This is a genomic window from Thalassospira sp. NFXS8 (genome assembly GCF_040148805.1).
Classification (GTDB): domain Bacteria; phylum Pseudomonadota; class Alphaproteobacteria; order Rhodospirillales; family Thalassospiraceae; genus Thalassospira.
Genome location: NZ_JAGEMF010000001.1, coordinates 2,003,233 through 2,025,160 on the forward strand (window position 1 = coordinate 2,003,233; position 21,928 = coordinate 2,025,160).

Genomic DNA, 21,928 nt, shown 5'->3' on the forward strand with positions numbered 1-21,928 from the left:
TAATTTCTAATTACCCATATCCAAAAATTATACCTTAATAGCTGAACAGAAATGAAACAGGCACAACATCTTCTAAACCTGCCACGATTGGCCGCATTTGTAGCGATTTGCGAAGAAGGCAGTCTTAGCAAGGCATCGCATCGTCTGGGTATTGCCCAGCCTGCGTTAAGCACCACGATCAAGAAAATCGAGGATGATCTGGGTGTCCCTGTTTTAACACGACATGCACGCGGATCAGTCCCTACCGCCGCCGGGCGTGTCTTGCTTAAAAGTGCCTATGAAATGCTGGGTATCGCGGAAGCTACTCTGGAAGAAATCGGCACGACCAGTTCCGACCCCGAAGGCGAGGTTGCAATTGGGCTACCCGCAGCAACCTCGATGGTTTTGGCCGTACCACTGATCAAACATCTGCGCAAATCGTTACCAAAAGTCTCATTGCGCGTCGTTGAAACCTTTTCCGGTTATTTATGGAACTGGCTTCAAGACGGTAATCTTGATGTCGCCGTAACGTTTGACCGGGTTTCCATCCCCGAAATCGTCTGCCTGCCCCTATGCAAGGAAGACCTGTTCCTGATCGGAAATTCCAAACTTCTAAAAAACACGCCGGACCATATCAGCCCCCACAACCTTTATAAATTCCCTTTGATTCTGCCCTCGCGCATTCACGGCATTCGCGGCAAGGCCGAAGCCTTTGCCGCCTCTGGCAAGGGGTTGGACATTCGGATGGAAATTGATGCCAGCACACATCTGGTCAAACTGATTGCCGCAGGCGAGGGCTTTGGCCTTTTGGCAAAATGCGCCGTAACAGACGAACTGGCACAAAAAACCGTTCGTGCCATTCCGCTTGAACCCAGTCTTTCACGACAGGTTTCGCTGGGGATTCGCCGCATCAAAATGCAAAACCCGGTCGTCGCCCGCGTGGTTGAGGAAATGCAACATATCAGCGCCGATCTTATCCGTGCGGGCACATGGCCCACCAGCGACACCTGAAAACCGCGTTTAGGCCATATATGACCCAAACGTAAATTATTCCAACGCGCCCGACGGCGACCAGAAATTTCCCGTCAACACCAGCAAACACAGTAACGTCACGCTATCCTCGTAATAGTCCATATGACGGTCGCGGATATTGGCATACAGATCATTCAGCCATTCCTGCCCATCGGGCAGCAACATGGATGCCACCGCCATTGGCGCAACAAACAAGGTACTGTTTTCGGTTTCATAGGGAAGCGGTAACCCGCTTAGCAAATAGCCTGACTGAATTTTGCCCGGGTCGCCTTTGACCCGTATGCGCATCCATGTTGCCATACGCCGGGCAATGGTTGCGGCTTTTGTATCATTTTCCAACAAGGCATCACTGGCCATGCGCCACGGCACGCGGGCTGCATTAAAATAATACGCACCATCATAATACCCCTCCAGATATTTCGGCGGCGCGGCATGGACAGTGCCATCAGGTTCGACAATAGCAAAATCGGGCAGCAACCCGGTTCGCGGCGAAACCTCCTGTTGCAACGCGCTGGAAACATCCAGCACCCGATTTCGCACCTGCGTCCACAGTGGATCCCGCGTTGCCCGGCCAAAGGCGGCAAAATGACCCGGCATAAAATCAGACGGGCGCGTTCCCCATTGGTCATATTCCTCGCCGTTCGGTTCCACCCAGTCGCCCAGCAAGGGCAATAAACTGTCTGGTCCAATTGTGCTTTCTGCAATTCCCGCAATCACTTCGCGGGCCGCCTGCAAATAGGCCGGTTGCTGCCACTGATCGGCGGCCAATAACAGGGCAAAGGCAATATCGACATCGCCGTCAAAGGCATTGTCGTTTCTCTTGGGATCAGGCGGAATTTGCCATCCCATCAGGCGGGGGTCTCCATCGCTGGGCCATTGGCGGGCAAAGCGCCACATGCCATCAAACAGGGGCTTGGCATCCGGGTCCGCCCCTGCCATCAGCGCGGTGATGATCATGCCATATCCCTGCCCTTCCGACACGGTGCGCCCGGCTTCATCATGACCAAAAGTCACCCGGTACTGCACCCCTTCGACGTTTGTGACCTCAACCTTGCGCACATAATCGGCTTTCCATTGCTGGTAAAATTCCGCAACATCCGCATCGCGTTCTTGCGCGGTCCAGCGCGACGGAAATAGCGCACCGGCGGCATAGGTTTGGTGCCAGGGAAAAGGCCGCGTGGCCTTCTCGGCTGCTTGCACACTTGTAATCAGGCCACAGCCAGCAACCATGACGGCCCCGGTTACAATCATCGCCAGTGCAAAGTTACCTTTAAAATCAACCGTCATTTAACCCCCTTATTTGCAATGCCGCGTGACCATTCGACGCATTATATGCTTAATAAGAACAACTGTATCGTTCCCAGGAGCATTGCCATGACCTTATCAATCGGAGTTGTCGCCCATGACCGTCGCAAACGCGAAATGGCAGAGTGGCTGGAAACCCATAAAGACCAGTTTGCCGATGCCCGCATCTTTGCCACCGGGACGACCGGACGTGTTCTTTTGGAACGCTTTCCCGACCTTGATATTTTTCCGTTAAAAAGTGGCCCGTTTGGCGGTGATCAGCAACTGGGATCCATGATTGCGCATGGCGAATTACAGGCCATGTTTTTCTTTACCGATCCGATGACACCCCAACCCCACGATGTTGATGTGCGCGCCTTGATCCGGCTGGCAAACATGTATGAAGTGCCCATTGCCTGCAATCGCAGTACCGCCGACCTTTTGATCAGCAATCCGAAATTCGAGGAAATCTGCGAGCAATATCGTGGTCATTCCCCCGAACAGGCTTTTGCCGATTATACCAATCGCAAACTTTGACCTGGCAAAATACGCCCGATCCCCGTCACCGCCCCACCTGACATAAATCCAACCAATAGGCGCCCCATGTCTTTTGCCTATACCCTGATCGCCGCCATCTTTCCGATTTTTGCCACCATCATTGTCGGCGCCGTGCTTAAAAAATACCTGATCCAAAGTGGCGAGGTTTGGGCGGGAATTGACCGGCTGACATATTATTTGCTGTTGCCGGCCCTGTTAATGATCGGCATTTACCATGCCGATTTCAGCACTGGCCATGCCGGCACCGCCGTTGTCATTACCATGGTGGCAACACTGGTGCTGGCGGCCAGCATGTTGATATTTCGCCGTGTCATCACCAAAAACACGCCGCTTTTCACATCGATATTTCAGGGATCGGTCCGCTATAACAGCTATGTTTTGCTCGCCGTTGCCGAAGCCCTGTTTGGCCGCGACGGGCTGGCACTGGCGATTGTGTTTATTGCCGTGATGGTGATTGTCACCAATATTCTGGCTGTGGTCGTGCTAAATGCGCTTAATGGCCGGGGCGGCAATTTTAAACGCATTGCCATTGGTCTTGCCAAAAACCCCATCATTCTGGCCGCCGGAGCCGGGGCAATTTTAAACATCGCCAATATTCACATCCCGTTGCCAATTGAAAACACGGCATCCCTGCTTAAAACCGCGGCCTTGCCGCTCAGCCTGCTATCGGTTGGGGCGGGGCTTAAATTTGTACTCGACCGTCGCTCGTTGGGGGCAATCGCCTTTAGCAATCTGGTCAAGCTGGCCTTTTTACCGCTGATCACGGGCATTGCCCTGCACCTTGCCGGGATTGACGGCATGGTGCTGGCAATGGGGGTTTTATATGCCGGTATGCCATGCGCCGGGAATGCCTATATTCTGGCCCGACAACTGGGCGGTGATGCCGATGTTATGGCCTCAATCGTCACCATCGAAACTTTGCTCTCCGCGCTCAGCATTTCCGTTATCGCCGCTATATTGACTGTCAATTGAGGCCCGGTGCGGGGCAAAATCGCCGTCATAGCCACATGCGATCAACGCATCACGCATCAGTTCGGGCGGCGGGGCATCCACCACAACCGGCTCGCGTTCGGCGTGAAACGGCACCACAATGCGGCGTGACAATAAATGCAGGGTCGGCGGGGCACCAAAGACAGGGGCCTTGCCGGTGCCATAAAACGGATCGCCGATCACGGGGAAACCGATATGGTCCAAATGAACACGTAACTGGTGAGTCCGCCCGGTGTGAGGCACCAGTTCCAGCCAGGTCATCCCCTCGGCCCGGCCCAGCACGCGATATTCGGTGCGTGATTCCTGTCCGCTATCATCAACCACCATGCGCCAGCCGCTTTCATCATTAAACTTGGCAATTGGCGCATCGATAAAGCCATGATCGTCGGGCACGGTGCCACGCACCACCGCCCAATAGGCCTTGTCGATTTTCTTTTCGGTAAACAGCCGCGTGATCTTTTTTGATGATTTGGCATGGCGACACAAAAGCAGGCATCCTGCCGTATCGCGGTCCAGGCGGTGCGCCAGCGTCGGGATCGAGGCAATACCAAACGTCAGATCGGGCAAGTAGGCATCAACGTGAAAATAGGTTTTCGGCCCCCCGTGCGATGCCAGCCCCGGTGGCTTATTCAGAATAATCACATTTGAATCGCGGTGCAAAACACAGGCGATCAGGTCTTCGGCAATGGGATGGGCCATAAAAAGGTCACTTCCTGACGGGGCTAACAACGAACAAACAAATAACAAAACAGATCACAGGCCAATACCCCTGATCCAACATCACTAAAACTGCGTACGGAATATATGGATTATGTCACAATAACAACAGCGCCAGGGACCAAAACAATGAAAGGGCGTCACAACACAAGTGATCCTACCGCGCTGGCATCTCCCCTGGTCATTACCATCCCGATGCGATTTTTGATTATTCTGCTCTTGACCGCCACGATTCCGGGCTTTTGCTTTTCTGCGGCGGCCCATGCGGCATCTTCTTCGCCTTTGCCTTCAGCCACCTGCACCGATATCGATCCAGTGAAACTTTATGGCAGCACCGAATGGGTATTTCAAATCCGCCGTGAAGGATCGCCCGTTGGCACCCACAAACTGCAATTTCACACCGGCAAGGATGGCATTCAGGTCATTGCACAAAGCACGATCAACATTTCATTTCTGGGCTTTTCCGCCTACCGGTTTGATTATCGGTCTGAAAGCCTGTGGCAACACGATCGTCTCGCAAAACTTGCCGTTAATGTCGACGATGACGGCGACCAAACCAGTCTGAACGCCCGCTATGACAGCAAAACCGACATGTTGCAGGCCACGGGCCCCGACGGCGAAAGAACCTTGCCTGCGGGCACCTTTCCCACCAATCATTGGCATTGCGGCGTGTTATCGCAAACGACAGTCCTAAACACCATCACCGGCCAGCCCAACAATGTCACCATTCGTAATATAGGGCAGGAAAAGATTATTGCAGGCAATGGTGGTGTAAATCGCATCGATGCAACCCACTTTCAATATGACGGCGAATTACGCACTGATGCCTGGTACGATGCCGATGGGCGATGGGTCAGGCTGGCATTCAGGGCGCGGGATGGATCGGAAATTGTTTATCGCTGTTTGACCTGCACCCGGAATATAAAGGCCGCACAATGAAACACAAAAACTGGCAAAATATTTGGGTAATTGGTGCCTCGTCGGGCATTGGTGCCGCCATTGTGCAAAAATTCATTGTCGAAACCAATGAAAGCACGACCAGGCACATAACAATTTCCGCGCGTTCACACGCGGCATTGCAGGAAATGGCACTGGCAAGCCCACGCATATCGGCAATGCCCTGCGATGTCACAAACCCGGGTTCGGTTGATCAGGTCCTTGAACTGATCGAAAGCGAACATGGCCTTCCCGACCTGGTGATTTATTGCGCCGGATTTTATAACCCGATGCCGGTGGAAGACTTTTCGCGCGACACTGTTGCCCACCATATTGCGGTGAATTACCAGGGCGCTGTTAATTGCCTGGAGCCGCTTTTACGCAAAATGCGCGCCCGCGGGCATGGGGAAATTGCCATTACCGCCTCGGTCGTTGGGTATCGCGGCCTGCCAAAAGCCGGTGCCTATGGCCCTACCAAAGCCGCCCTGATCAGTTTATGTGAAACATTGCGTGAAGAACTGACGGGCAGTGGCGTCATCATGCGCGTAATTAACCCCGGGTTCGTGAAAACCCCGATGACCGACCAAAACGATTTTGACATGCCCTATTTGCAAACACCACAACAGGCGGCGGATTTTATCTATAACGGGCTGTGCAAAAATGATGATTTTGAAATTGCCTTTCCACAGCCCTTTGTCCGCCAGCTTAAACTGGCCCGCATCCTGCCTTATCGCTGGTATTTCAAATTAGTTGAACGGCTGGTACAAAAATGAGCACTCCCGCGCCAAATGATCCCCGGATGACAACACTGCAAAACTATGCCGATGTTTATGCCCGCCTGACACCCGGCACACTTAACGCCCTGCGTGATGTTACCACGCCCGATATCTGCTTTACCGACCCGTTTACAACCCTCAACGGGCATGATGCGTTATGTGCCTATATGGGGAAAATGTTTGAAGATGCGCAAAATGCACAATTTGCCATCAGCCATCAAATGATATGCCAGGATATGGGGTTTTTACGCTGGCATTTTTCAGCAAAGGTTCCTGTTATCGGTCAATGGGAATTTACCGGTATGTCCGAAGTTACCTTTAACGCCGATGGCACATTGATCGCCAGCCATACCGACCATTGGGATTCCGGCAGTAAATTTTATGCTCGCATCCCGGTTCTGGGTTGGATCATTCGGCGGCTTGCGAAAAAAGTTGCGCATTAGGTTTGGCAAAAAACAGCGATATTTCGCCAATTTCCACGCCCCATTTGCGCACCCGGGCGCGGTTAACCAATACGCCATTCGGCTGTAAAAACATCCAGTCGTCGAAACTGACGCGCCAGGTGCCATCGCCAACCTTTAAATCCATATCGTAATTCCAGTTCAACGCATTGCCATATTGCACGCCCCTGGCGATACCGACAATTTCGTCAAACGTACCTTCATATTCGTGATCGGCAGTTTTACTAATTTTCCATACCCGCTGATCGGTTTCGCCGTCGTCATACACAAAATCTTCGGTCAGGGTTAAAACCCCGTCCTCGACAACGCCGTTAATATCAACGGTAAACTGGCGGCGCAGCTTGCCAAACCGGTCTTCAAAAATACCCCACGCACGGCTGTGTCCCTGAAAATAGGCAAAAACATCAAATGCCGGTTCTTTCTGGGCAAAATCCTGTGGTTTCATCGCCCCGCACCCACTGATAAAAACGACCATAAAAAAGGCCAACCCCAACCGCAGCATCGCGTTATTCCTTTTGCTAAAATTGCGACTTTCACCTTCTGCGGTGTTCAAGACGCCGTCGCAGCGCGAACTGCTGGCGGGCACCAAGCGGAAACCGCCACATCATTGCAACCGCCATAATTTTCAATACGATGGGAACCACGGCATAGATCACCAAAAGCATTGTCAATGCTGCAGGATGTTGCGGCGATGCATCGTCAGCACCTCCGCCCCCCGCCGTTAGCAAGCCCAGAAAACCCAAAACAGGAAATGCCACCCCGGCCGCAACCGCCATGGCCAGCTTGTTGGTCATGTTCCACAGCGCAAACAAAAGCCCGGTACGCGATGCGCCAAACCGGTATTTGTCCCAGTCATCAACATCGGCCTGAATGGCCGGAGGCAGGGCCAGATCAGCGCCCAGCGCCGCCCCTGTCACGGCACAAATAATTGCAAACCCACCAAAATCGCCACTTGCCAGAACCGGAACAAAGGCAAACGCAACGATTGCCATGATCATGGCACCACACCACACACGATGTTTGCCCATAACCCCGCTGGCAATGACCCATACCGGCATTGCGACCACCGCACAGGCGAAATAAAGCAAAATCAATATATTCTGGTCACTTTGCCCCAGCCCCAGGCCATATTTAACAAATAATGGAAAACAAACGGCAGGGAGCCCATTGGCCAAACCATTAATCATCCAGGCTGCCAAAAGACGGACAAACAGGCGATTTTGCCGCAATCCCTGCCATTGCGATGGCGAAACCACGGCGCCCCCTGGCCCATGCCCCGCAGAGGACGGCAATGCCTGAACGTCCTTCAAACCCGTGGCTATCAAACTGCCCGTTGGCTCCGCCGCCCCCTGCACCGGGGCCCGCGCCACCTGATCGGAACTGTTCCTTTTGTTGCGCAGCATATCGGGCACAAACAGCAAAACAAGGGGTACAGTTATCGCCCCCAGCACAATACTTGCCGTTGCCAGCATGCCGGTTTGCGCCAGGGCGCCGTTCACCGCCAATATCACCGGCAACCCGCCGGCACATAAAATGCCGATTAAACCGGCCCCTTCACGCCATGCACTAATTCGGCTGCGCTGTTTATAATCGCCCGAAAGCTCAGCCCCCCACGCCAGATAAGGAACTTGAAACATCGTCCAGCCGACAAACAGCACACTGGCCCAAACGAACAGATAAAACGCCGTTGGATGAGGCGGCGGATTAAACAAAAACCAGATCCCAATACCAGCAACCACGGCCCCGCCCGCCACCCAGGGTTTGCGCGACTGGCTACGATCGGACAAATAACCCACCAACGGGTCGGTCACCATATCGATCAAACGAATGGCAAAAAATACCAGCCCGGTCAGGGTTAAACCCAAACCCAGTGTGTCCCCATAAAGACTGGGAAGTAGTACATAGGCCGGAATGGTCGGGATGGCCGCAGCAAGGGCGGGTAACGCATAGATCAAGGGAAGCAGACGGTTTTGTCGCGTCATTTAAAACAGCTCCCTTTTTCGTGCCTGATTATGATTATCGTGATGCGTTTATGCCATGGCCTGTGCCTGCCGGCAGACCCCAGTCATTTTGATCGTCATGCGTAATCACGAACAGGCCGACATCAATGGTTCCGGCTTCAAACCCGGTCTGGCAATAGGACAGGTAATATTCCCACATCCGTTTAAAACGCAGATCAAACCCCTGCTTGGCGATCGCTTCCCAATTATGTTGAAAATCCCGCTGCCATTCGGCCAGGGTGCGGGCATAGGATTGACCGAAAAATTCCGAATGCTGCACCTTTAACCCCGCAGCAAAAACCGCTTCTTTCAATGCTGTTGGCGATGGCAACATACCGCCAGGGAAGATATAACGCTGAATAAAATCAGCCCCTTCGCGATAGCCCTCAAACCGGCTTTCATCAATGGTGATGATTTGTAACACCGCCTTGCCACCAGGGCGCAAACGGTTGCGAATCATATCAAAATAGGTCGGCCAATGCTCTTCCCCCACCGCTTCAAACATTTCGATGGATACCAGTTTGTCATACTGGCCTTCCTGATGGCGGTAATCTCGCAATACCATGTTGGTTTTGTCCGCCAGCCCGACTGTTTTCAAGCGCATTTCAGCATAGGAAAGCTGTTCCTGCGACAGGGTTAAACCCTCTACATCGCAGCCATAATTTTGCGCCGCCATTTCGGCAAACCCGCCCCAGCCGCACCCGACTTCAAGCACTTTTTCCCCAGGCATCAATGCCGCCAATTCGCAAATACGGGTATATTTGGCAGTTTGCGCATCCGCCAGCGGCTGGTCGTCATGGCGATATAACGCCGAAGAATACGTCATGCCGGAGTCCAGCCACAGACGGTAAAACTCGTTCCCCAAATCATAGTGATAGGAAATATTGCGCCGCGAACCCTCGATTGTGTTGGCATTACGCAAATGGGCCAGCCGATGCACCAGCCGCGAAATCAATCCGGCGGCAAACCGGGCCTGCACAATGGGTTCGTTCAGAATAGCCAGCTGCATCAGACGGGTTAAATCAGGGCTGCGCCAGTCACCATCAATATAAGCCTCGGCAAAGGCCAGATCGCCCCCGGTGGCGAGTTTGCGGATGGCGCGCCAATGGCGCACATCAAGCACAGCATGCAAATCAAGCCGTTCGCGCCCGGTAAAATTCAACGTCCGCCCATCAGGCAAAACCAGTGCCAAACGCCCGTAATGCAAATGCGACAAAACCCGCACCAGCATGCGTTCCAGCATTGATTTGGGCCGGACAACACTGCTGATCAGCGGTAAAATGCGGTCGCGCAATGAACGGGCAAGTGTTGAATTGGGCCGGGAACGATCAGGCATGGCGTTTACCTTTTTCCTGCATCAGGGACGACAGACGGGCCGGGTGTAATAAACGTAATACGGTGTTGCGGCGGGGTTGGACGTTTGTGAAAGGTAAATCCCTTGCGCCACAAATGCAGGGCTTCCCAATGGATGCCTGCTACCACCTTCAAGGTCATCAGCGGATAACGAATGAATGCAGAAAACAGGTTCCGGTCGCTAAGCGCACGGCGGTCCCCGGCAAAGGCAGCGTTTAAAAACAGGCCATCGTCATCGCTTTCAGCAATGGAAACCGCAACACGATCTTGTGGTGGTTTGATACGAAAACGGTAATCGGCCTTCATGCCGATAAAGGGTGATACATAAAATTCCTTGGCACATTTTTGATGCACAATACCTTTGGTGTCGTGGCACCCCGATGTTACCGGGATCAAATACCCGTGCCGGTCGCCAAACGTGTTTGACACGTCATGTAAAATCGCACCCAGATCACCATTTTTGCGGTAACAAAAATAAACGCTAAGCGGATTAAACACAAAACCCAGAATACGCGGGTAACACAACAGATCGACCCGGGCGGCACAATCGGCCAGGTTATTTTCAACCAGCATTTGCGTGATACGGGCGCGAATATTTACGCCCGTACCGTCCCCGCCAAAATCACGGTCATGAAACGAAAACAGATTAAACCGGTTACGACTAAACAGTTTTAACCGTGCACTTAAATGATCAATTTCATCGAGATCGAACAAAAACGACACCACCCGATACCGCAAGCGGTGCTGACGCGGACGCAGGCGGTGATGCGTGACCACACCTTCATACAAGGCCGAACCACCCTGTTTTGCGCCCATCACTGTCATTTATGCCGCCTCGCTGTTTTTGCGGGGGGCTTTTAAAAGCGGGGAAACATGAATACGCCCGCTTTCATTTTCAACATTCCACGGGCGCCGCACACCGCCCACGGCCTCGGCCACAGCAAGGCCCGATTGAATCCCGTCTTCGTGAAAGCCATAGCCAAAATAACTGCCGCAATACCAGATATTTTGCGTGCCCTGAATGTTCCACAACATGCGCTGTGCAGCCATGGCCCCATTGTCAAATACCGGATGGTCATACAAAAACGACCGGATAACCGATCCATCACGCGGGCTGACTGGCGGGTTTAGCGTCACAAAAAGCGGCTGGTTTTCCTCAATATGCTGCAACCGGTTCATCCAGTAGGACACACATACTTTTTCCTCGGCGCCGATTGTCTGGCGCAGGTAATTCCAGCTCGACCACACCTTGGGGTTTTTCGGCATCAAGGCGGGGTCATTATGCAAAATCGCCAGATTACGTTCATAGCGAAATGCACCTAGCAGCCGGGCAACAGCGGCATCCGGGGCGCTTTGCATCGCCAGCGCCTGATCGGCATGACAGGCCAGAATAACGTGGTCATATTCATCACGCTGGCCATAGCGGTCCTGCACAAAGGCACCCGTTCCCGTGGCGGTTGGCCCCACCTCGGCCACCGCACGGTCCAGCACCACATTGCCGATACTTGCCATCATTCGGATTACATATTCGCGCGATCCACCGACAACCGTGCGCCATTGCGGGCGATCCTTTATTTGCAGCAAACCATGATTATCGCAAAACCGCACAAAGGCCGCGACGGGATAGGCCAACATCATATCCACCGGCGTTGACCAGATGGCAGCGCCCATGGGCAGCAAATGATCATTGATGAAGGCCTTGCTATAACGGTTGGCGGCCAGATAATCGCCCAGGCTTTGCGCCCCGGCATCGGCATCTTGCAAAACCGCCGGTGCCTCGCGATAGAACCGCAAAATATCGCGGATCATGGCCCAGAAACCGGGCCGCAACAAATTGCGTTTTTGCGCACACAGGCTGGCAAGGTCGCTACCGCCATATTCGATCCGGCCCTGATCCAGAGACGCGGCAAACGACATATCCGTTGCCGCAGTTGGCACCTTCAAATGATCAAACAGGGCACATAAATTTGGGTAACTGGCAGTATTATAAACGATGAAACCGGTATCAACCGGGGTGCCAGCAGCACTGACAGTATTGGAATGACCTCCGGGGCGGTCGTCTTTTTCATACAGGGTGACGTCATGCTGTTTTGACAAAAGCCACGCTGCTGACAGGCCGGAAATACCGGAACCGACAATAGCGATTTTCATTCTCGAACCGGTGCCATTCATTCTTTGTGCCTGCTTGCAGTTTGTTGGTATAGATTACATATGACTACGAGCAATTCGTTTATCCGGATCAAAAAAATGCAATGCCCGTCAATTAATTAGGGGGCGATGATCAAATCTTTCAACCCGGATGATCCAACAGATAACAAAGACCGTATCTCGACTTATGATGCACAATGTCGTGGTTCGGTCCGATGAAGGGCCAGGGAAACATATGAACGGCACAGCGACAAACCGACGCGCCCCGGCCAACCCGGAAGAAGCACGTCAGTATGCCGACTGGATTGTTGCGGTTGCGGCCTCTCGCGACCGGGCAGCATTTGCCCGGCTATTCGCCCATTTTGGGCCGCGGGTTAAGGCCTATATGTTTCGCTTTGCCGGCACACAGGAAATGGCCGAGGAACTTGCACAGGAATCAATGATGCAGGTTTGGCGCAAGGCCCATCTGTTTGACCCGCAAAAAGCCGCGGCCAGCACATGGATTTTTACCATTGCCCGTAACCTGCGGATCGACCGGTTACGGCAACGCAAACATATCGAAGTGGATGAAAGCGACCCAACGCTGATTGTTGACGAAAGCCCGATTGCGGACGAACTCGTTAATCAAAGCGAACAGGCCGCCCTGATACAGGCAGCCCTGGTCGAACTTCCACAGGATCAACGAGTGGTCGTAGAATTGTCGTTTTTTGAAGAAATATCGCATAGCGAAATTGCCGAGCGGCTGAAAATTCCGCTAGGTACGGTAAAGTCACGCTTGCGACTGGCGCTGGGTAAAATGCGCAGTGGACTGGAAGGTGTGGCATGAATATCAAACATCACCCAACCGACGAAACGCTGCTGGCCTATGCCGGCGGATCGTTATCGCAGGCCATGGAACTGGTCGTTGCCACCCATATGACCTTATGCCCGCACTGCCGCGAGAAGGTTGCCGAATTTGAAGCCTGCGGCGGCGCCATGCTGAACGACAATCAAAGCCTGAGCATGGATAGCGACGCACTGGACCATGTTATGGCAATGATAGAGCAGGAAAGTGCCAATGAGAACGCCCGCACAGCACCGGTAGAAATGCCGCGCCGCGTGGCCGTTGGCGGCAGCATTACCGGCAGTGCGGTGCCATCGCTTCCAACCCCGCTGGCAAGCCTGTTGCCCGATAACATTTTATCGCTGGAAGACATTCCGTGGCGCTCGCTGGCGCCGGGCGTAAAGCATTTTCCGTTAAAATCGGTGCAAACCAGGGGCACGGTACGGCTACTTAAAATTGCGCCGGGTGTTAGCATTCCCGATCATGGGCATGGCGGGCACGAAATGACCCTGCTGCTGAAGGGATCCTATATCGATGATGTGGGCCGTTTTCGCGCGGGGGATGTTGCCGATCTGGCCGATGATATCGATCATCAGCCGATTGCCGACACCGCCGAAGATTGCATTTGCCTGATTGCTACCGATGCACCGCTTAAATTCAACGGTATTTTGCCCAAATTATTGCAACCCTTTATCGGGATGTAACATGCCGGTTTGACCGATGACAGTTTACTTGCCGACTGCACCAGCCCTGCAATATCAGGGGCTGGTGCTTTTTTATTGGGCTTTCACCAGCCAGTCCTGAAAATGCACACCGGGGCCAGGCAAATGCACCACATCGCGCAACCATTCGCCAATGTCTGCCAATTGTTCATCAAGTTGATAGGGCGGATTAACAATCAGCAGGCCCGATCCCAGCATCCGCCCCTTGCCACCACCGTGACTCGCGGCAATTTCACTGCATAAAACACCCCCGGCCGCCGGGATTTCGCGAAACATAGCATGCAATTCGTGGTCAAACCCGTCTTCGAGAATTGGATACCACAGCATATATGTTGCCGTTGCCCAGCGACGATGGGCCGCAATAATCGACCGTGCCGCACGGGCATAATCCTGCTTCACATCGTAACTGGGGTCCATCAGAACCAGTCCCCGGCGAATGGCAGGTGGCACCATGGCCACCAACCCTTCATACCCGTCGCGTTTTTGCAGGGTTACCCGGCGATCATGATATATGCGGCGATCCAGTGTTTCGTATTCGCGCGGATGTAACTCCATCAAAGCCAAATGGTCATTTTCGCGCAGCATTTTCTGCACAATAAAGGGGGATCCCGGATAATAAAGTGGCGGTTCCTGATATGTATCGCCATCCGGGCCCACGTCACCTTCCGCACCGGAATCATCGGAAAATCCACGATTTTCCGGTATGAAGTCTTCAATCAGATCCAGATACGGCACCATTGCCACCGGCACCTGATTCTCATGCTGCACCGCAGCAATTCCACCTTTCCATTCGCCGGTTTTCTGGGCCTGCAGGCTTGATAAATCATACCAGCCTGCCCCGGCATGGGTATCAATCACGCAAAACGGTTTGGTCTTTTTTTGCAGGTGCGCCAAAATCAGCACCAATGCCGAATGTTTATGAACATCGGCAAAATTTCCGGCATGAAATCCGTGCAGATAGCTTAGCATATCCTGATCAATCCTTTATTGGGCGGCGGGCAGGCCGCCCCTTGCCTTCGTGCCGTTTGTTTTTTGATTTTGTGTTCGGCGGGCCACTGTTACCACGCCGCGGCGGACGGGTTGCACCTGCATCGTTCAAACCGGCATCTTTTCCATCGGCCTGGCGGTTTTCCTGGCGCGAAAAAGGCTGCCTTTTATATTTTGATACCCGCCGGTTTTCCACCGTATCGAACCGCCCGGCAGAAGAACCCGAAGGCCGGGCCACGGGCCGCGCAGACGATTGTGATGTCGCACGTGATTTGGAACCTGATTTGGAACCTGATGAAACATCGGACGATGCCCCGCCTGTGGCCTTAAAAGAAGGTCGCCCAGCCGAAACTTTCCCCGCGGTGGAACGCGGTTGTGATTTCGGGGCAGGAACATCAATTTCGCGCCATTGCCCCGGGCAAAGTCCATCCAGCGTCCAGTCGCCAATGGCATAGCGCACCAGCCGCAAGGTGGGAAACCCCACCGCAGCTGTCATGCGGCGCACCTGACGGTTCCGTCCTTCGGAAATGATCAGTTCCAGCCAACTTGTTGGAATGGATTTGCGAAACCGCACTGGCGGGTCACGCTCCCACAATCGGGTTGGTTCGTCGATCCGGCGCACGCTGGCGGGTAATGTCATACCGTCTTTCAGCATAACGCCTTTGCGCAGGGCATTCAGGGCAGCGTCATCGGGTTCGCCATCGACCTGCACCCAATAGGTTTTGGTCTTTTTATATTTGGGGTAGGCAATTTGTGCGTTTAGCGGCCCATTATCTGTTAACAATAACAAACCTTCGCTATCGCGATCCAGTCTTCCTGCGGCATAAACACCCGGTAAATTGACATAGTCGGCCAAGGTCTGCCGCCCGTTTTCGCGGTCGGTAAACTGGGTCAACACCCCATAGGGTTTATTAAGTAAAATCAAGCGCGCCATAAGTGCCGCATAAAACCGCTTTTTGCCGACAAGTCAATCCGGGCAGATAAAACTTTACGCCCGACCCGCCGCCGATTGCCAGTGCAAAACGGCGGGCCAAACGGGCGTAAAACAAATCATTGCAGCGTAATGCTACCTCACACAGTCCAGCGCAACATAACAGGTCTAGTCTTCCAGCAAATATTCCATCGTCGTGACGACCCGAACCGTTTTATTGATCTGATTGGATTCAGTCGAATTTGGCGCACCGTCTGCCGCCAGAATTTGGAACAGCCCCTGGGTCGCCCGGCGAATCCCGCCCAGTTTACCGCCAGAATCCTTGGCAAATTGCTGCCCGCTTTCACGTGCATTGGCCGTTGCCCTGGCAATCATTTCCGGTTTGATATCGTTTAGCTTGGTGAACATATAGCTTGGCCCGGCATTGTACCCCTGGCCGCCTAGAACAATGCCGTTTTGCAGCAGTTTGCCAATATCCTGTGACGCCTTGGCAACGGCATCCACATCGTCGGAACGCACCTGTACGGTCTGACTTACGATATATCGGCTTTCCACCGGACCAGAACGATAACTTTGGGCCAGCTGGTCTGTTACCTGCAAATTTTGCAGCTCCGTCTGATCACGTTTAATGCCGTGATCTTCAAGAAATTTGCGTAAAATTTCGGTGTCGTCGTCAATTTTCTTCTGTGCGGTTTGCAACACATCATTGGTCGCAACATAGGTAATGGGCCACACGGCGCGATCTGCTTTTACGTCCTGTTCTGCCAGCCCCTTGACGGTGACATAACGGTCAAGGGCACGCATATTGACAATGCCCTGCCCAACCAAAGCCCCCGCACCAACAAGACCGGCAGCCACAAACAAAGCGGCAATAACACCCGAAATTTTGCCCATATCGCGTTCCATTCCCTCTGTTTTATAATCATGTTTTTAGCAACATGCAGGTCACATCAAACTTGCCCGGGCAGCAACAGGTAACCTGTAATTTCCACCCGCCTGCCCTGCCAAAGGCTGACCCGCGTTAATTAAACCTATATACTGACTAAACATGCCAATGATGGTCAAATTTTGATTGTAATTCGTCAGGGTTGAATGCATTCAAATTCTCGTCGCACAAAACCATTGGTCATGTTAAAACCACGCATCTTTTTGTGGATGTTGCCACCCGAAATGGCCATCCATTATTGCACAACAACCTTCGGGGAATGCCCTTATGCGCCGGTCAGAAATCAACGCCTGCATCAATCACGCCAAGGAACTTTACAATTCCATCTCTTTTCGTTTGCCTGAATGGGCCCACTTTTCGCCCGAAGAATGGGAAAAACAGCCTGATCTGGCAAAATGGTGCAACGACCATCAGATGGGCTGGGACGTTACCGATTACGGCGAAGGCCGCTTTGCCGAGCGCGGGTTGATCCTGTTTTGCCTGCGCAATGGCATTTTGCGCCAACCGGGCGAAGTCCCCTATGCCGAAAAAATCATGATTGTTGGCGAAAATCAGGAATGCCCGTGGCACTACCACAAGGTCAAGATGGAAGACATCATTGTGCGTGGTGGCGGCAACCTGGTGGTTGAACTTTATAACCTGACCAAAGATGGCAAGATGGACAAGGACAGCGATGTGCATGTCCGCACCGATGGCAAACTGAATATTTTGCCTGCCGGGGGCAAAATTGTGCTGGAACCGGGGCAAAGCGTTACCCTGCCGCGCACCATGGTGCATCGTTTTTACGGCGAAGAAGGCAAGGGTGCTGTAATTGTCGGTGAAGTTTCACAGGTCAATGATGATCTGGCCGATAACTATTTCTTCGATACCGATGCCCGCTTTACCAAAATTGACGAAGACGAAGCCCCGATCCACCCGTTGTGGAACGAACTGGGCAAATAATTCGGTCGATCTATTTGATCTGCCCGACATACAAAACACCACCCGGGCATATTCCGGGTGGTGTTTTTTGGGCAAACAGCTTGCTCGGAAACAGGTTACTCGGCGGGGCGAGTGCTATCACCTTCGCTGCGCGGCCCCAGTATTTCGGCAAATTCCGGCATGTCGCGCAGGCCTTCGAACTCTACTTCTGACCATGCCGGCTGGCGCATGGCATCGGACAATTCCACAGCCCGATGCAAATCGGCCAGGGCGGCCTCGCGAAAACCAAGCCCGGCATTTGCACAAGCCCGCTGATAATGGCCGTTAGCGCTTTCAGGGGCTTCGGCCAACAGGCGATTGCACAGGCTTAAGGCCCAGTCACGTTCGCCCAGCATCAGGGCGGCATCGGCTTTATAGGCCATTACTTCCGGGTCACCGGGCGACATTTCCAGCATCCGGTCATAAATCTCGATCTTGGAACGGGGATTGGTCACCTGGTTGGCCTGCAACCAATAGGCATGCAGGCTTTGGGTTCGCTCGATTTCGCGCTGATTGTCGTTAATCACCTGACTTTTTTGACGCAGTTCTTCTTCCAGCGCACTCAACCGTGTTTCAAATTCGTCTGACAGTCGGCGCAATTCGGTATGGGCAAGCGAACGCACACTGGATTTAAGCTCGCGCAACGATTGCCACCCCAGCATGGTCAGCAAGGCGCCGACAGCCGCGACAAAATAGAAAAAATAGGTAACTGTGTTTGACGAATAGCTGATCGCCTTATCGATTGCTTCAAGCTGGCGGTTAACCACTTCGCGCATCAAATCGGTGCGCATGCCCTGCATGTCGGTACGAAGCGATTTGATTTCATCAAGCAGATAACGTTCCATCAACGGTGGAAGATTGCTGCGTTCCTCGGCTGTCACTTTACGCAAATCAACAATTTGCGAAGGAGACTCGCCTGCGGCCGGTTCCGATACCTGTTGTGCAAGGGCAGGAAGCGCTACCACCAAACCGATTAATGCCAACAATAACATTAGTTTTGCGCGCACTGATGCCAACACCCTGATCCTCCCGGTTGTTTTTCTTGATTTGCCAATTTTCTGCAAACCTGTTTGTAGAGGCTATAATTGCCTGATTTTTAAACGGATCAAACCTTTTTGCCGATTTTGACCCAAATCAAGACAAAACCGGCCCCCCGGCACCTATACAAAGGATGGGAAATACTATATTTCTTTTTAGTAATTCTGTGCCTCACATACCCATGTACCTACATGCAATCGTCCGGGATCAAACTGGGAACCGTGCAAGGTTCCGGCTTCGTGTGTGATGCGGCTTTTACCCGATTTTGCGGAAAACGCTCAGGACAGCATGACTGATGAATGAACATGTCGACGCATTAAAACAGGCACGAAAGGTTGCGCGGGAAACTGTCGCGCTGCTTTCGAGTCTGGATATCGCGCCGACGCCCGCCAATTATGCGCTGTTTTATCATTACCTGTCGGGCACCAGTGCCGAACTCACTCAAACCATTGATATTTTGCGGTCCAATCATCAGGAATTTGACCCGTTGCGCTGCCATTACCTGTATGAGCGGTTTTTTGGTTCGCAGGCGATCAGCCCGACAACGAATAATCATGTTCCCGGCATGGGGCAAAACCCGCCTCTGCATTCCCGCCTGATCGATGCACCGCCACCGCACATAACCGATACGCACTCGGCCCATGCGCAGGATAGCGGGTTAAGTTTGGAGGCTGCGCCGGAACTGGAAAATGCCTTTGATAGCGACGATACGGTTTCGTCTGAAATTTCGCGCTTGCGCCAGGATCTGGAAGAAATGCGCCGCGAAGCCATGACCGACCCGCTGACCGGCATCGCCAATCGTAAAATGTTTGATCAGCAATTGCGCAATCGGGCCATGGAAGCAATGGAAACCGGCACACCGTTGTGCCTGCTGATGATTGATGTCGACCATTTCAAACAGTTTAACGACACCTATGGCCATCAGATCGGCGATCAGGTTATTCGTTTACTTGCGCAAACATTGCGCAACAATATCAAGGGTCGCGATACAGCGGCCCGATACGGTGGCGAAGAATTTTCTGTTATTTTGCCGCGAACCGACATTGAAAGCGCCCGGCGACTGGCACAAATTATTTGCCAAAATGTGCGCCAGAAGGATGTCATTAGCGAAATCGACGGATCAGCAATAGAACGGATCACCGTCTCTATTGGTGTTGGCTGTTTTGAGTATGGCGAACCATTGGGCCGTCTGATCCAGCGGGCAGACCAGGCGCTTTATCTGGCAAAGCAACAAGGCCGCAACTGTGTTGTAACCGAGGATGCCTTAAAAGAAATTCCGGCCCAGACAGCACCTTTGGCAATACCAGCAAGAATGCCGCTTGCTGCTAAAAACAGCGCGTCCGAACCTGCCCTTACCCGCGACAGCGATTTTCGGCCGCCCAAAAGCATTCCCGCCTGACCCCGCGCCCGTGCCGCCAACCACCCCTTTTACGAACTATGTTGCCACATCAGGGCGCAAAGGCTGACAGGAAGGCAATTTCAGCCTATAAGCAGGCCGTTTCCATTTATGTCATGACAGAAAAGAATTGAGCGGCCGTGAAAAACCTGGATGTAATCGTTATTGGGGCCGGTGCAGCAGGCCTGATGTGCGCCATCGAAGCAGGCAATCGGGGCCGTTCGGTAATGGTCATTGACCATGCCGACAAACCGGCAGAAAAAATCCGCATTTCAGGCGGCGGGCGTTGTAATTTCACCAATCTGCATGCCAAACCGGAAAACTACATTTCGCAAAACAAACGGTTCTGCGTTTCCGCGCTGAAACGATATACCCAGCACGATTTTATTGCCCTGGTCGACCGATACAATATTGGCTGGCATGAAAAAACACTGGGCCAGCTTTTTTGCGACGAAAGTTCGTTTCAAATCATCGATATGCTGCTGGACGAATGTGACGATGTCGATGTTGAAATCAAACTGTCAACCACCATCAAGGAAATAGAAGCGGCCCCGAATGGCGGATATTTTGTAACATCGCAAAGCGGTGCAAAATGGCATTGTCAGTCGCTGGTGGTTGCCTGTGGCGGCCTTTCGATCCCCAAAATTGGCGCAACCGGTTTTGGGTATCAAATTGCCCGCCAGTTTGGCCTTGAAATTATTCCGACACGGGCGGCCCTTGTACCGCTGACATTCGACCCTGATACCCGCGCCGATCTGGGTCAGATGGCTGGCATTTCGGTGGATGCGATTGTTGCGCATCAAAAAACCCGTTTTCGCGAGGGATTGTTATTTACCCACCGCGGGTTAAGCGGGCCGTCCATTTTGCAAATATCATCCTACTGGCGTGAAGCCGAAGCCATCCAGATCAACCTGAACCCCGAGCAGGATGCATTTGAGTTGTTAAAAGCGGCCAAGGAAGAAACACCGAAACAGATGGTGCATAACGTGCTGTCACGTATGTTGCCCAACCGCCTCGCCCAATATATTACCGCAAAACACGGCCTGGAACGCCCGATTGGCGAAACCGGCGACAAGGCGCTGCGCAAACTGGCAAGCGACGTTAATCAATGGCAGATCGCCCCCCAGGGCAGTGAAGGATACCGCACCGCCGAGGTTACACTGGGTGGTGTCGATACCCGCGAATTATCGTCGCAAACCATGGAAAGCCGCAAGGCACCGGGGCTTTATTTCATCGGCGAAGTTGTTGATGTTACCGGCCATCTGGGCGGATTTAACTTCCAGTGGGCCTGGTCATCGGGCTGGTGTGCGGGGCAGGTGGTTTAATTCATTGCCCCTTGCAATGGGTGTAATTCCTTTCTTTGCAGGCCACGCCCGACAGCGTGATGACCGCCAGAAAAACATGTTTCTGTGATGGGTAATACAAATATTGCCACGGGAACATTACCCATCAACCGACGTTTCATTGTTAATTGGCAAATAGCCAAGGGTGGGGAAAACCACCTTTTAAACAACAAACGAGGTTGGGTTATGACAGGATTTGGTGGCATATTAGGAATTATCATTCTGATTGCCGATATCTGGGCAATTATTAATGTATTTGGCAGCGGCGCAAGTATGGGCGCAAAACTTCTATGGACAATCCTCATTCTTGTCCTGCCGGTTCTTGGCCTTATTATCTGGTTCTTTGCGGGACCGCGCGGCGCACGCGCCTAGCACGATAATTTCCGGCGACTGCCGAAATATTAGATTCTGGTAAAATATATACGAAAATGGATGCTAATTGATTTTAGCATCCATTTCTTGCATTCAAGCCAGAAAATGCTGGCAATACTTCCCCCGGCCTGGTGCTTATCAAACAAAAGCATGCTGTCATGCTGCCCGTCAGCACG

The 21,928-nt window shown here is 52.8% G+C and carries 23 protein-coding genes; 12 read left to right on the forward strand and 11 right to left on the reverse strand.

Going from position 1 to position 21,928, the window contains the following annotated elements:
- Positions 1 to 51 precede the first annotated feature (51 nt).
- Entirely contained in the window at positions 52 to 990 is a 939-nt protein-coding gene (locus tag J4E05_RS09065; RefSeq protein WP_349594491.1) for a LysR family transcriptional regulator, read from the forward strand.
- Between the two features lie 36 nt (positions 991 to 1,026).
- Here J4E05_RS09065 and J4E05_RS09070 read toward each other — a convergent pair whose 3' ends face one another.
- Positions 1,027 to 2,298: a family 8 glycosyl hydrolase gene (locus tag J4E05_RS09070; RefSeq protein ID WP_349594493.1), complete on the reverse strand. Its 1,272-nt coding sequence runs from the start codon at positions 2,296 to 2,298 to the stop codon at positions 1,027 to 1,029.
- Between the two features lie 87 nt (positions 2,299 to 2,385).
- Between J4E05_RS09070 and J4E05_RS09075 the strand changes: the two genes are divergently transcribed.
- Together J4E05_RS09075 and J4E05_RS09080 are read left to right on the forward strand one after the other, a co-directional pair.
- Positions 2,386 to 2,832: a methylglyoxal synthase gene (locus J4E05_RS09075; RefSeq protein WP_085588337.1), complete on the forward strand. Its 447-nt coding sequence runs from the start codon at positions 2,386 to 2,388 to the stop codon at positions 2,830 to 2,832.
- 66 nt (positions 2,833 to 2,898) lie between these two features.
- Positions 2,899 to 3,825: an AEC family transporter gene (locus J4E05_RS09080; RefSeq protein ID WP_349594496.1), complete on the forward strand. Its 927-nt coding sequence runs from the start codon at positions 2,899 to 2,901 to the stop codon at positions 3,823 to 3,825.
- On the opposite strand, the gene J4E05_RS09085 is transcribed toward J4E05_RS09080, so the two are convergent.
- Entirely contained in the window at positions 3,751 to 4,542 is a 792-nt protein-coding gene (locus J4E05_RS09085) for an RluA family pseudouridine synthase (protein ID WP_349594498.1), read from the reverse strand. The genes J4E05_RS09080 and J4E05_RS09085 overlap by 75 nt on opposite strands.
- 147 nt (positions 4,543 to 4,689) lie before the next feature.
- Between J4E05_RS09085 and J4E05_RS09090 the strand changes: the two genes are divergently transcribed.
- From J4E05_RS09090 to J4E05_RS09100, 3 genes are read left to right on the forward strand one after another with little or no spacing between them, the layout of a single operon-like run.
- Positions 4,690 to 5,499 (forward strand): DUF6134 family protein, encoded by an 810-nt coding sequence (locus J4E05_RS09090; RefSeq protein ID WP_349594501.1) that lies wholly within the window; start codon positions 4,690 to 4,692, stop codon positions 5,497 to 5,499.
- Entirely contained in the window at positions 5,496 to 6,269 is a 774-nt protein-coding gene (locus J4E05_RS09095; RefSeq protein WP_349594504.1) for an SDR family NAD(P)-dependent oxidoreductase, read from the forward strand. The genes J4E05_RS09090 and J4E05_RS09095 overlap by 4 nt, the downstream gene beginning before the upstream one ends.
- A 26-nt stretch (positions 6,270 to 6,295) precedes the next feature.
- On the forward strand, positions 6,296 to 6,715 hold the full coding sequence (locus J4E05_RS09100) for a nuclear transport factor 2 family protein (RefSeq protein WP_246832837.1): 420 nt from the start codon (positions 6,296 to 6,298) through the stop codon (positions 6,713 to 6,715).
- Here the strand turns inward: J4E05_RS09100 and J4E05_RS09105 are convergent.
- From J4E05_RS09105 to J4E05_RS09125, 5 genes are read right to left on the reverse strand one after another with little or no spacing between them, the layout of a single operon-like run.
- Positions 6,681 to 7,235, reverse strand: a complete 555-nt coding sequence (locus J4E05_RS09105; protein ID WP_349594507.1) for a DUF3833 domain-containing protein — start codon at positions 7,233 to 7,235, stop codon at positions 6,681 to 6,683. The two genes, J4E05_RS09100 and J4E05_RS09105, sit on opposite strands and share 35 nt — an antisense overlap.
- 31 nt (positions 7,236 to 7,266) lie before the next feature.
- Positions 7,267 to 8,715 carry an MFS transporter gene (locus J4E05_RS09110; protein ID WP_349594509.1) on the reverse strand — a complete coding sequence of 483 codons (1,449 nt, stop codon included), beginning with the start codon at positions 8,713 to 8,715 and terminating at the stop codon, positions 7,267 to 7,269.
- A gap of 34 nt (positions 8,716 to 8,749) precedes the next feature.
- Positions 8,750 to 10,069 (reverse strand): class I SAM-dependent methyltransferase, encoded by a 1,320-nt coding sequence (locus J4E05_RS09115; RefSeq protein WP_349594511.1) that lies wholly within the window; start codon positions 10,067 to 10,069, stop codon positions 8,750 to 8,752.
- Between the two features lie 5 nt (positions 10,070 to 10,074).
- Positions 10,075 to 10,911, reverse strand: coding sequence for a DUF1365 domain-containing protein (locus tag J4E05_RS09120; RefSeq protein WP_349594513.1), 837 nt, complete (start codon positions 10,909 to 10,911; stop codon positions 10,075 to 10,077).
- The gene (locus J4E05_RS09125) at positions 10,912 to 12,237 is read right to left on the reverse strand and encodes an NAD(P)/FAD-dependent oxidoreductase (RefSeq protein ID WP_349594516.1); all 1,326 of its coding nucleotides are present in this window, start codon (positions 12,235 to 12,237) and stop codon (positions 10,912 to 10,914) included. It lies immediately after the preceding gene.
- 232 nt (positions 12,238 to 12,469) lie between these two features.
- On the opposite strand from J4E05_RS09125, the gene J4E05_RS09130 reads away from it, so the two are divergent.
- A complete protein-coding gene (locus tag J4E05_RS09130) occupies positions 12,470 to 13,060 on the forward strand; it encodes a sigma-70 family RNA polymerase sigma factor (protein ID WP_246832836.1) in 591 nt (196 codons plus the stop codon).
- A complete protein-coding gene (locus J4E05_RS09135; protein ID WP_085588316.1) occupies positions 13,057 to 13,761 on the forward strand; it encodes a ChrR family anti-sigma-E factor in 705 nt (234 codons plus the stop codon). The genes J4E05_RS09130 and J4E05_RS09135 overlap by 4 nt, the downstream gene beginning before the upstream one ends.
- 72 nt (positions 13,762 to 13,833) lie before the next feature.
- On the opposite strand, the gene J4E05_RS09140 is transcribed toward J4E05_RS09135, so the two are convergent.
- The 3 genes from J4E05_RS09140 to J4E05_RS09150 all read right to left on the reverse strand — a co-directional run bounded on the left by J4E05_RS09140 (position 13,834) and on the right by J4E05_RS09150 (position 16,603).
- Positions 13,834 to 14,748 carry a 23S rRNA (adenine(2030)-N(6))-methyltransferase RlmJ gene (locus J4E05_RS09140; RefSeq protein ID WP_349594521.1) on the reverse strand — a complete coding sequence of 305 codons (915 nt, stop codon included), beginning with the start codon at positions 14,746 to 14,748 and terminating at the stop codon, positions 13,834 to 13,836.
- Between the two features lie 7 nt (positions 14,749 to 14,755).
- Positions 14,756 to 15,700 (reverse strand): rRNA large subunit pseudouridine synthase E, encoded by a 945-nt coding sequence (locus J4E05_RS09145; protein WP_349594524.1) that lies wholly within the window; start codon positions 15,698 to 15,700, stop codon positions 14,756 to 14,758.
- Positions 15,701 to 15,865: 165 nt separating this feature from the next.
- A complete protein-coding gene (locus J4E05_RS09150; RefSeq protein ID WP_349594527.1) occupies positions 15,866 to 16,603 on the reverse strand; it encodes an SIMPL domain-containing protein in 738 nt (245 codons plus the stop codon).
- A 307-nt stretch (positions 16,604 to 16,910) separates the two neighbouring features.
- Here J4E05_RS09150 and J4E05_RS09155 point away from each other — a divergent pair, with 307 nt between their 5' ends.
- Positions 16,911 to 17,585: a D-lyxose/D-mannose family sugar isomerase gene (locus J4E05_RS09155; protein ID WP_349594530.1), complete on the forward strand. Its 675-nt coding sequence runs from the start codon at positions 16,911 to 16,913 to the stop codon at positions 17,583 to 17,585.
- A gap of 95 nt (positions 17,586 to 17,680) precedes the next feature.
- On the opposite strand, the gene J4E05_RS09160 is transcribed toward J4E05_RS09155, so the two are convergent.
- Complete coding sequence (locus J4E05_RS09160; RefSeq protein WP_246832854.1) at positions 17,681 to 18,610, reverse strand: tetratricopeptide repeat protein; 930 nt, start codon at positions 18,608 to 18,610, stop codon at positions 17,681 to 17,683.
- Positions 18,611 to 18,936: 326 nt separating this feature from the next.
- Here J4E05_RS09160 and J4E05_RS09165 point away from each other — a divergent pair, with 326 nt between their 5' ends.
- The 3 genes from J4E05_RS09165 (at position 18,937) to J4E05_RS24065 (ending at position 21,752) form a co-directional block, all read left to right on the forward strand.
- Positions 18,937 to 20,040 (forward strand): GGDEF domain-containing protein, encoded by a 1,104-nt coding sequence (locus J4E05_RS09165; protein WP_085588306.1) that lies wholly within the window; start codon positions 18,937 to 18,939, stop codon positions 20,038 to 20,040.
- Positions 20,041 to 20,177: 137 nt separating this feature from the next.
- Positions 20,178 to 21,362: a BaiN/RdsA family NAD(P)/FAD-dependent oxidoreductase gene (locus J4E05_RS09170; RefSeq protein WP_349594535.1), complete on the forward strand. Its 1,185-nt coding sequence runs from the start codon at positions 20,178 to 20,180 to the stop codon at positions 21,360 to 21,362.
- A gap of 87 nt (positions 21,363 to 21,449) precedes the next feature.
- Positions 21,450 to 21,752, forward strand: coding sequence for a PLD nuclease N-terminal domain-containing protein (locus J4E05_RS24065; RefSeq protein ID WP_256376750.1), 303 nt, complete (start codon positions 21,450 to 21,452; stop codon positions 21,750 to 21,752).
- Positions 21,753 to 21,928 lie beyond the last annotated feature (176 nt).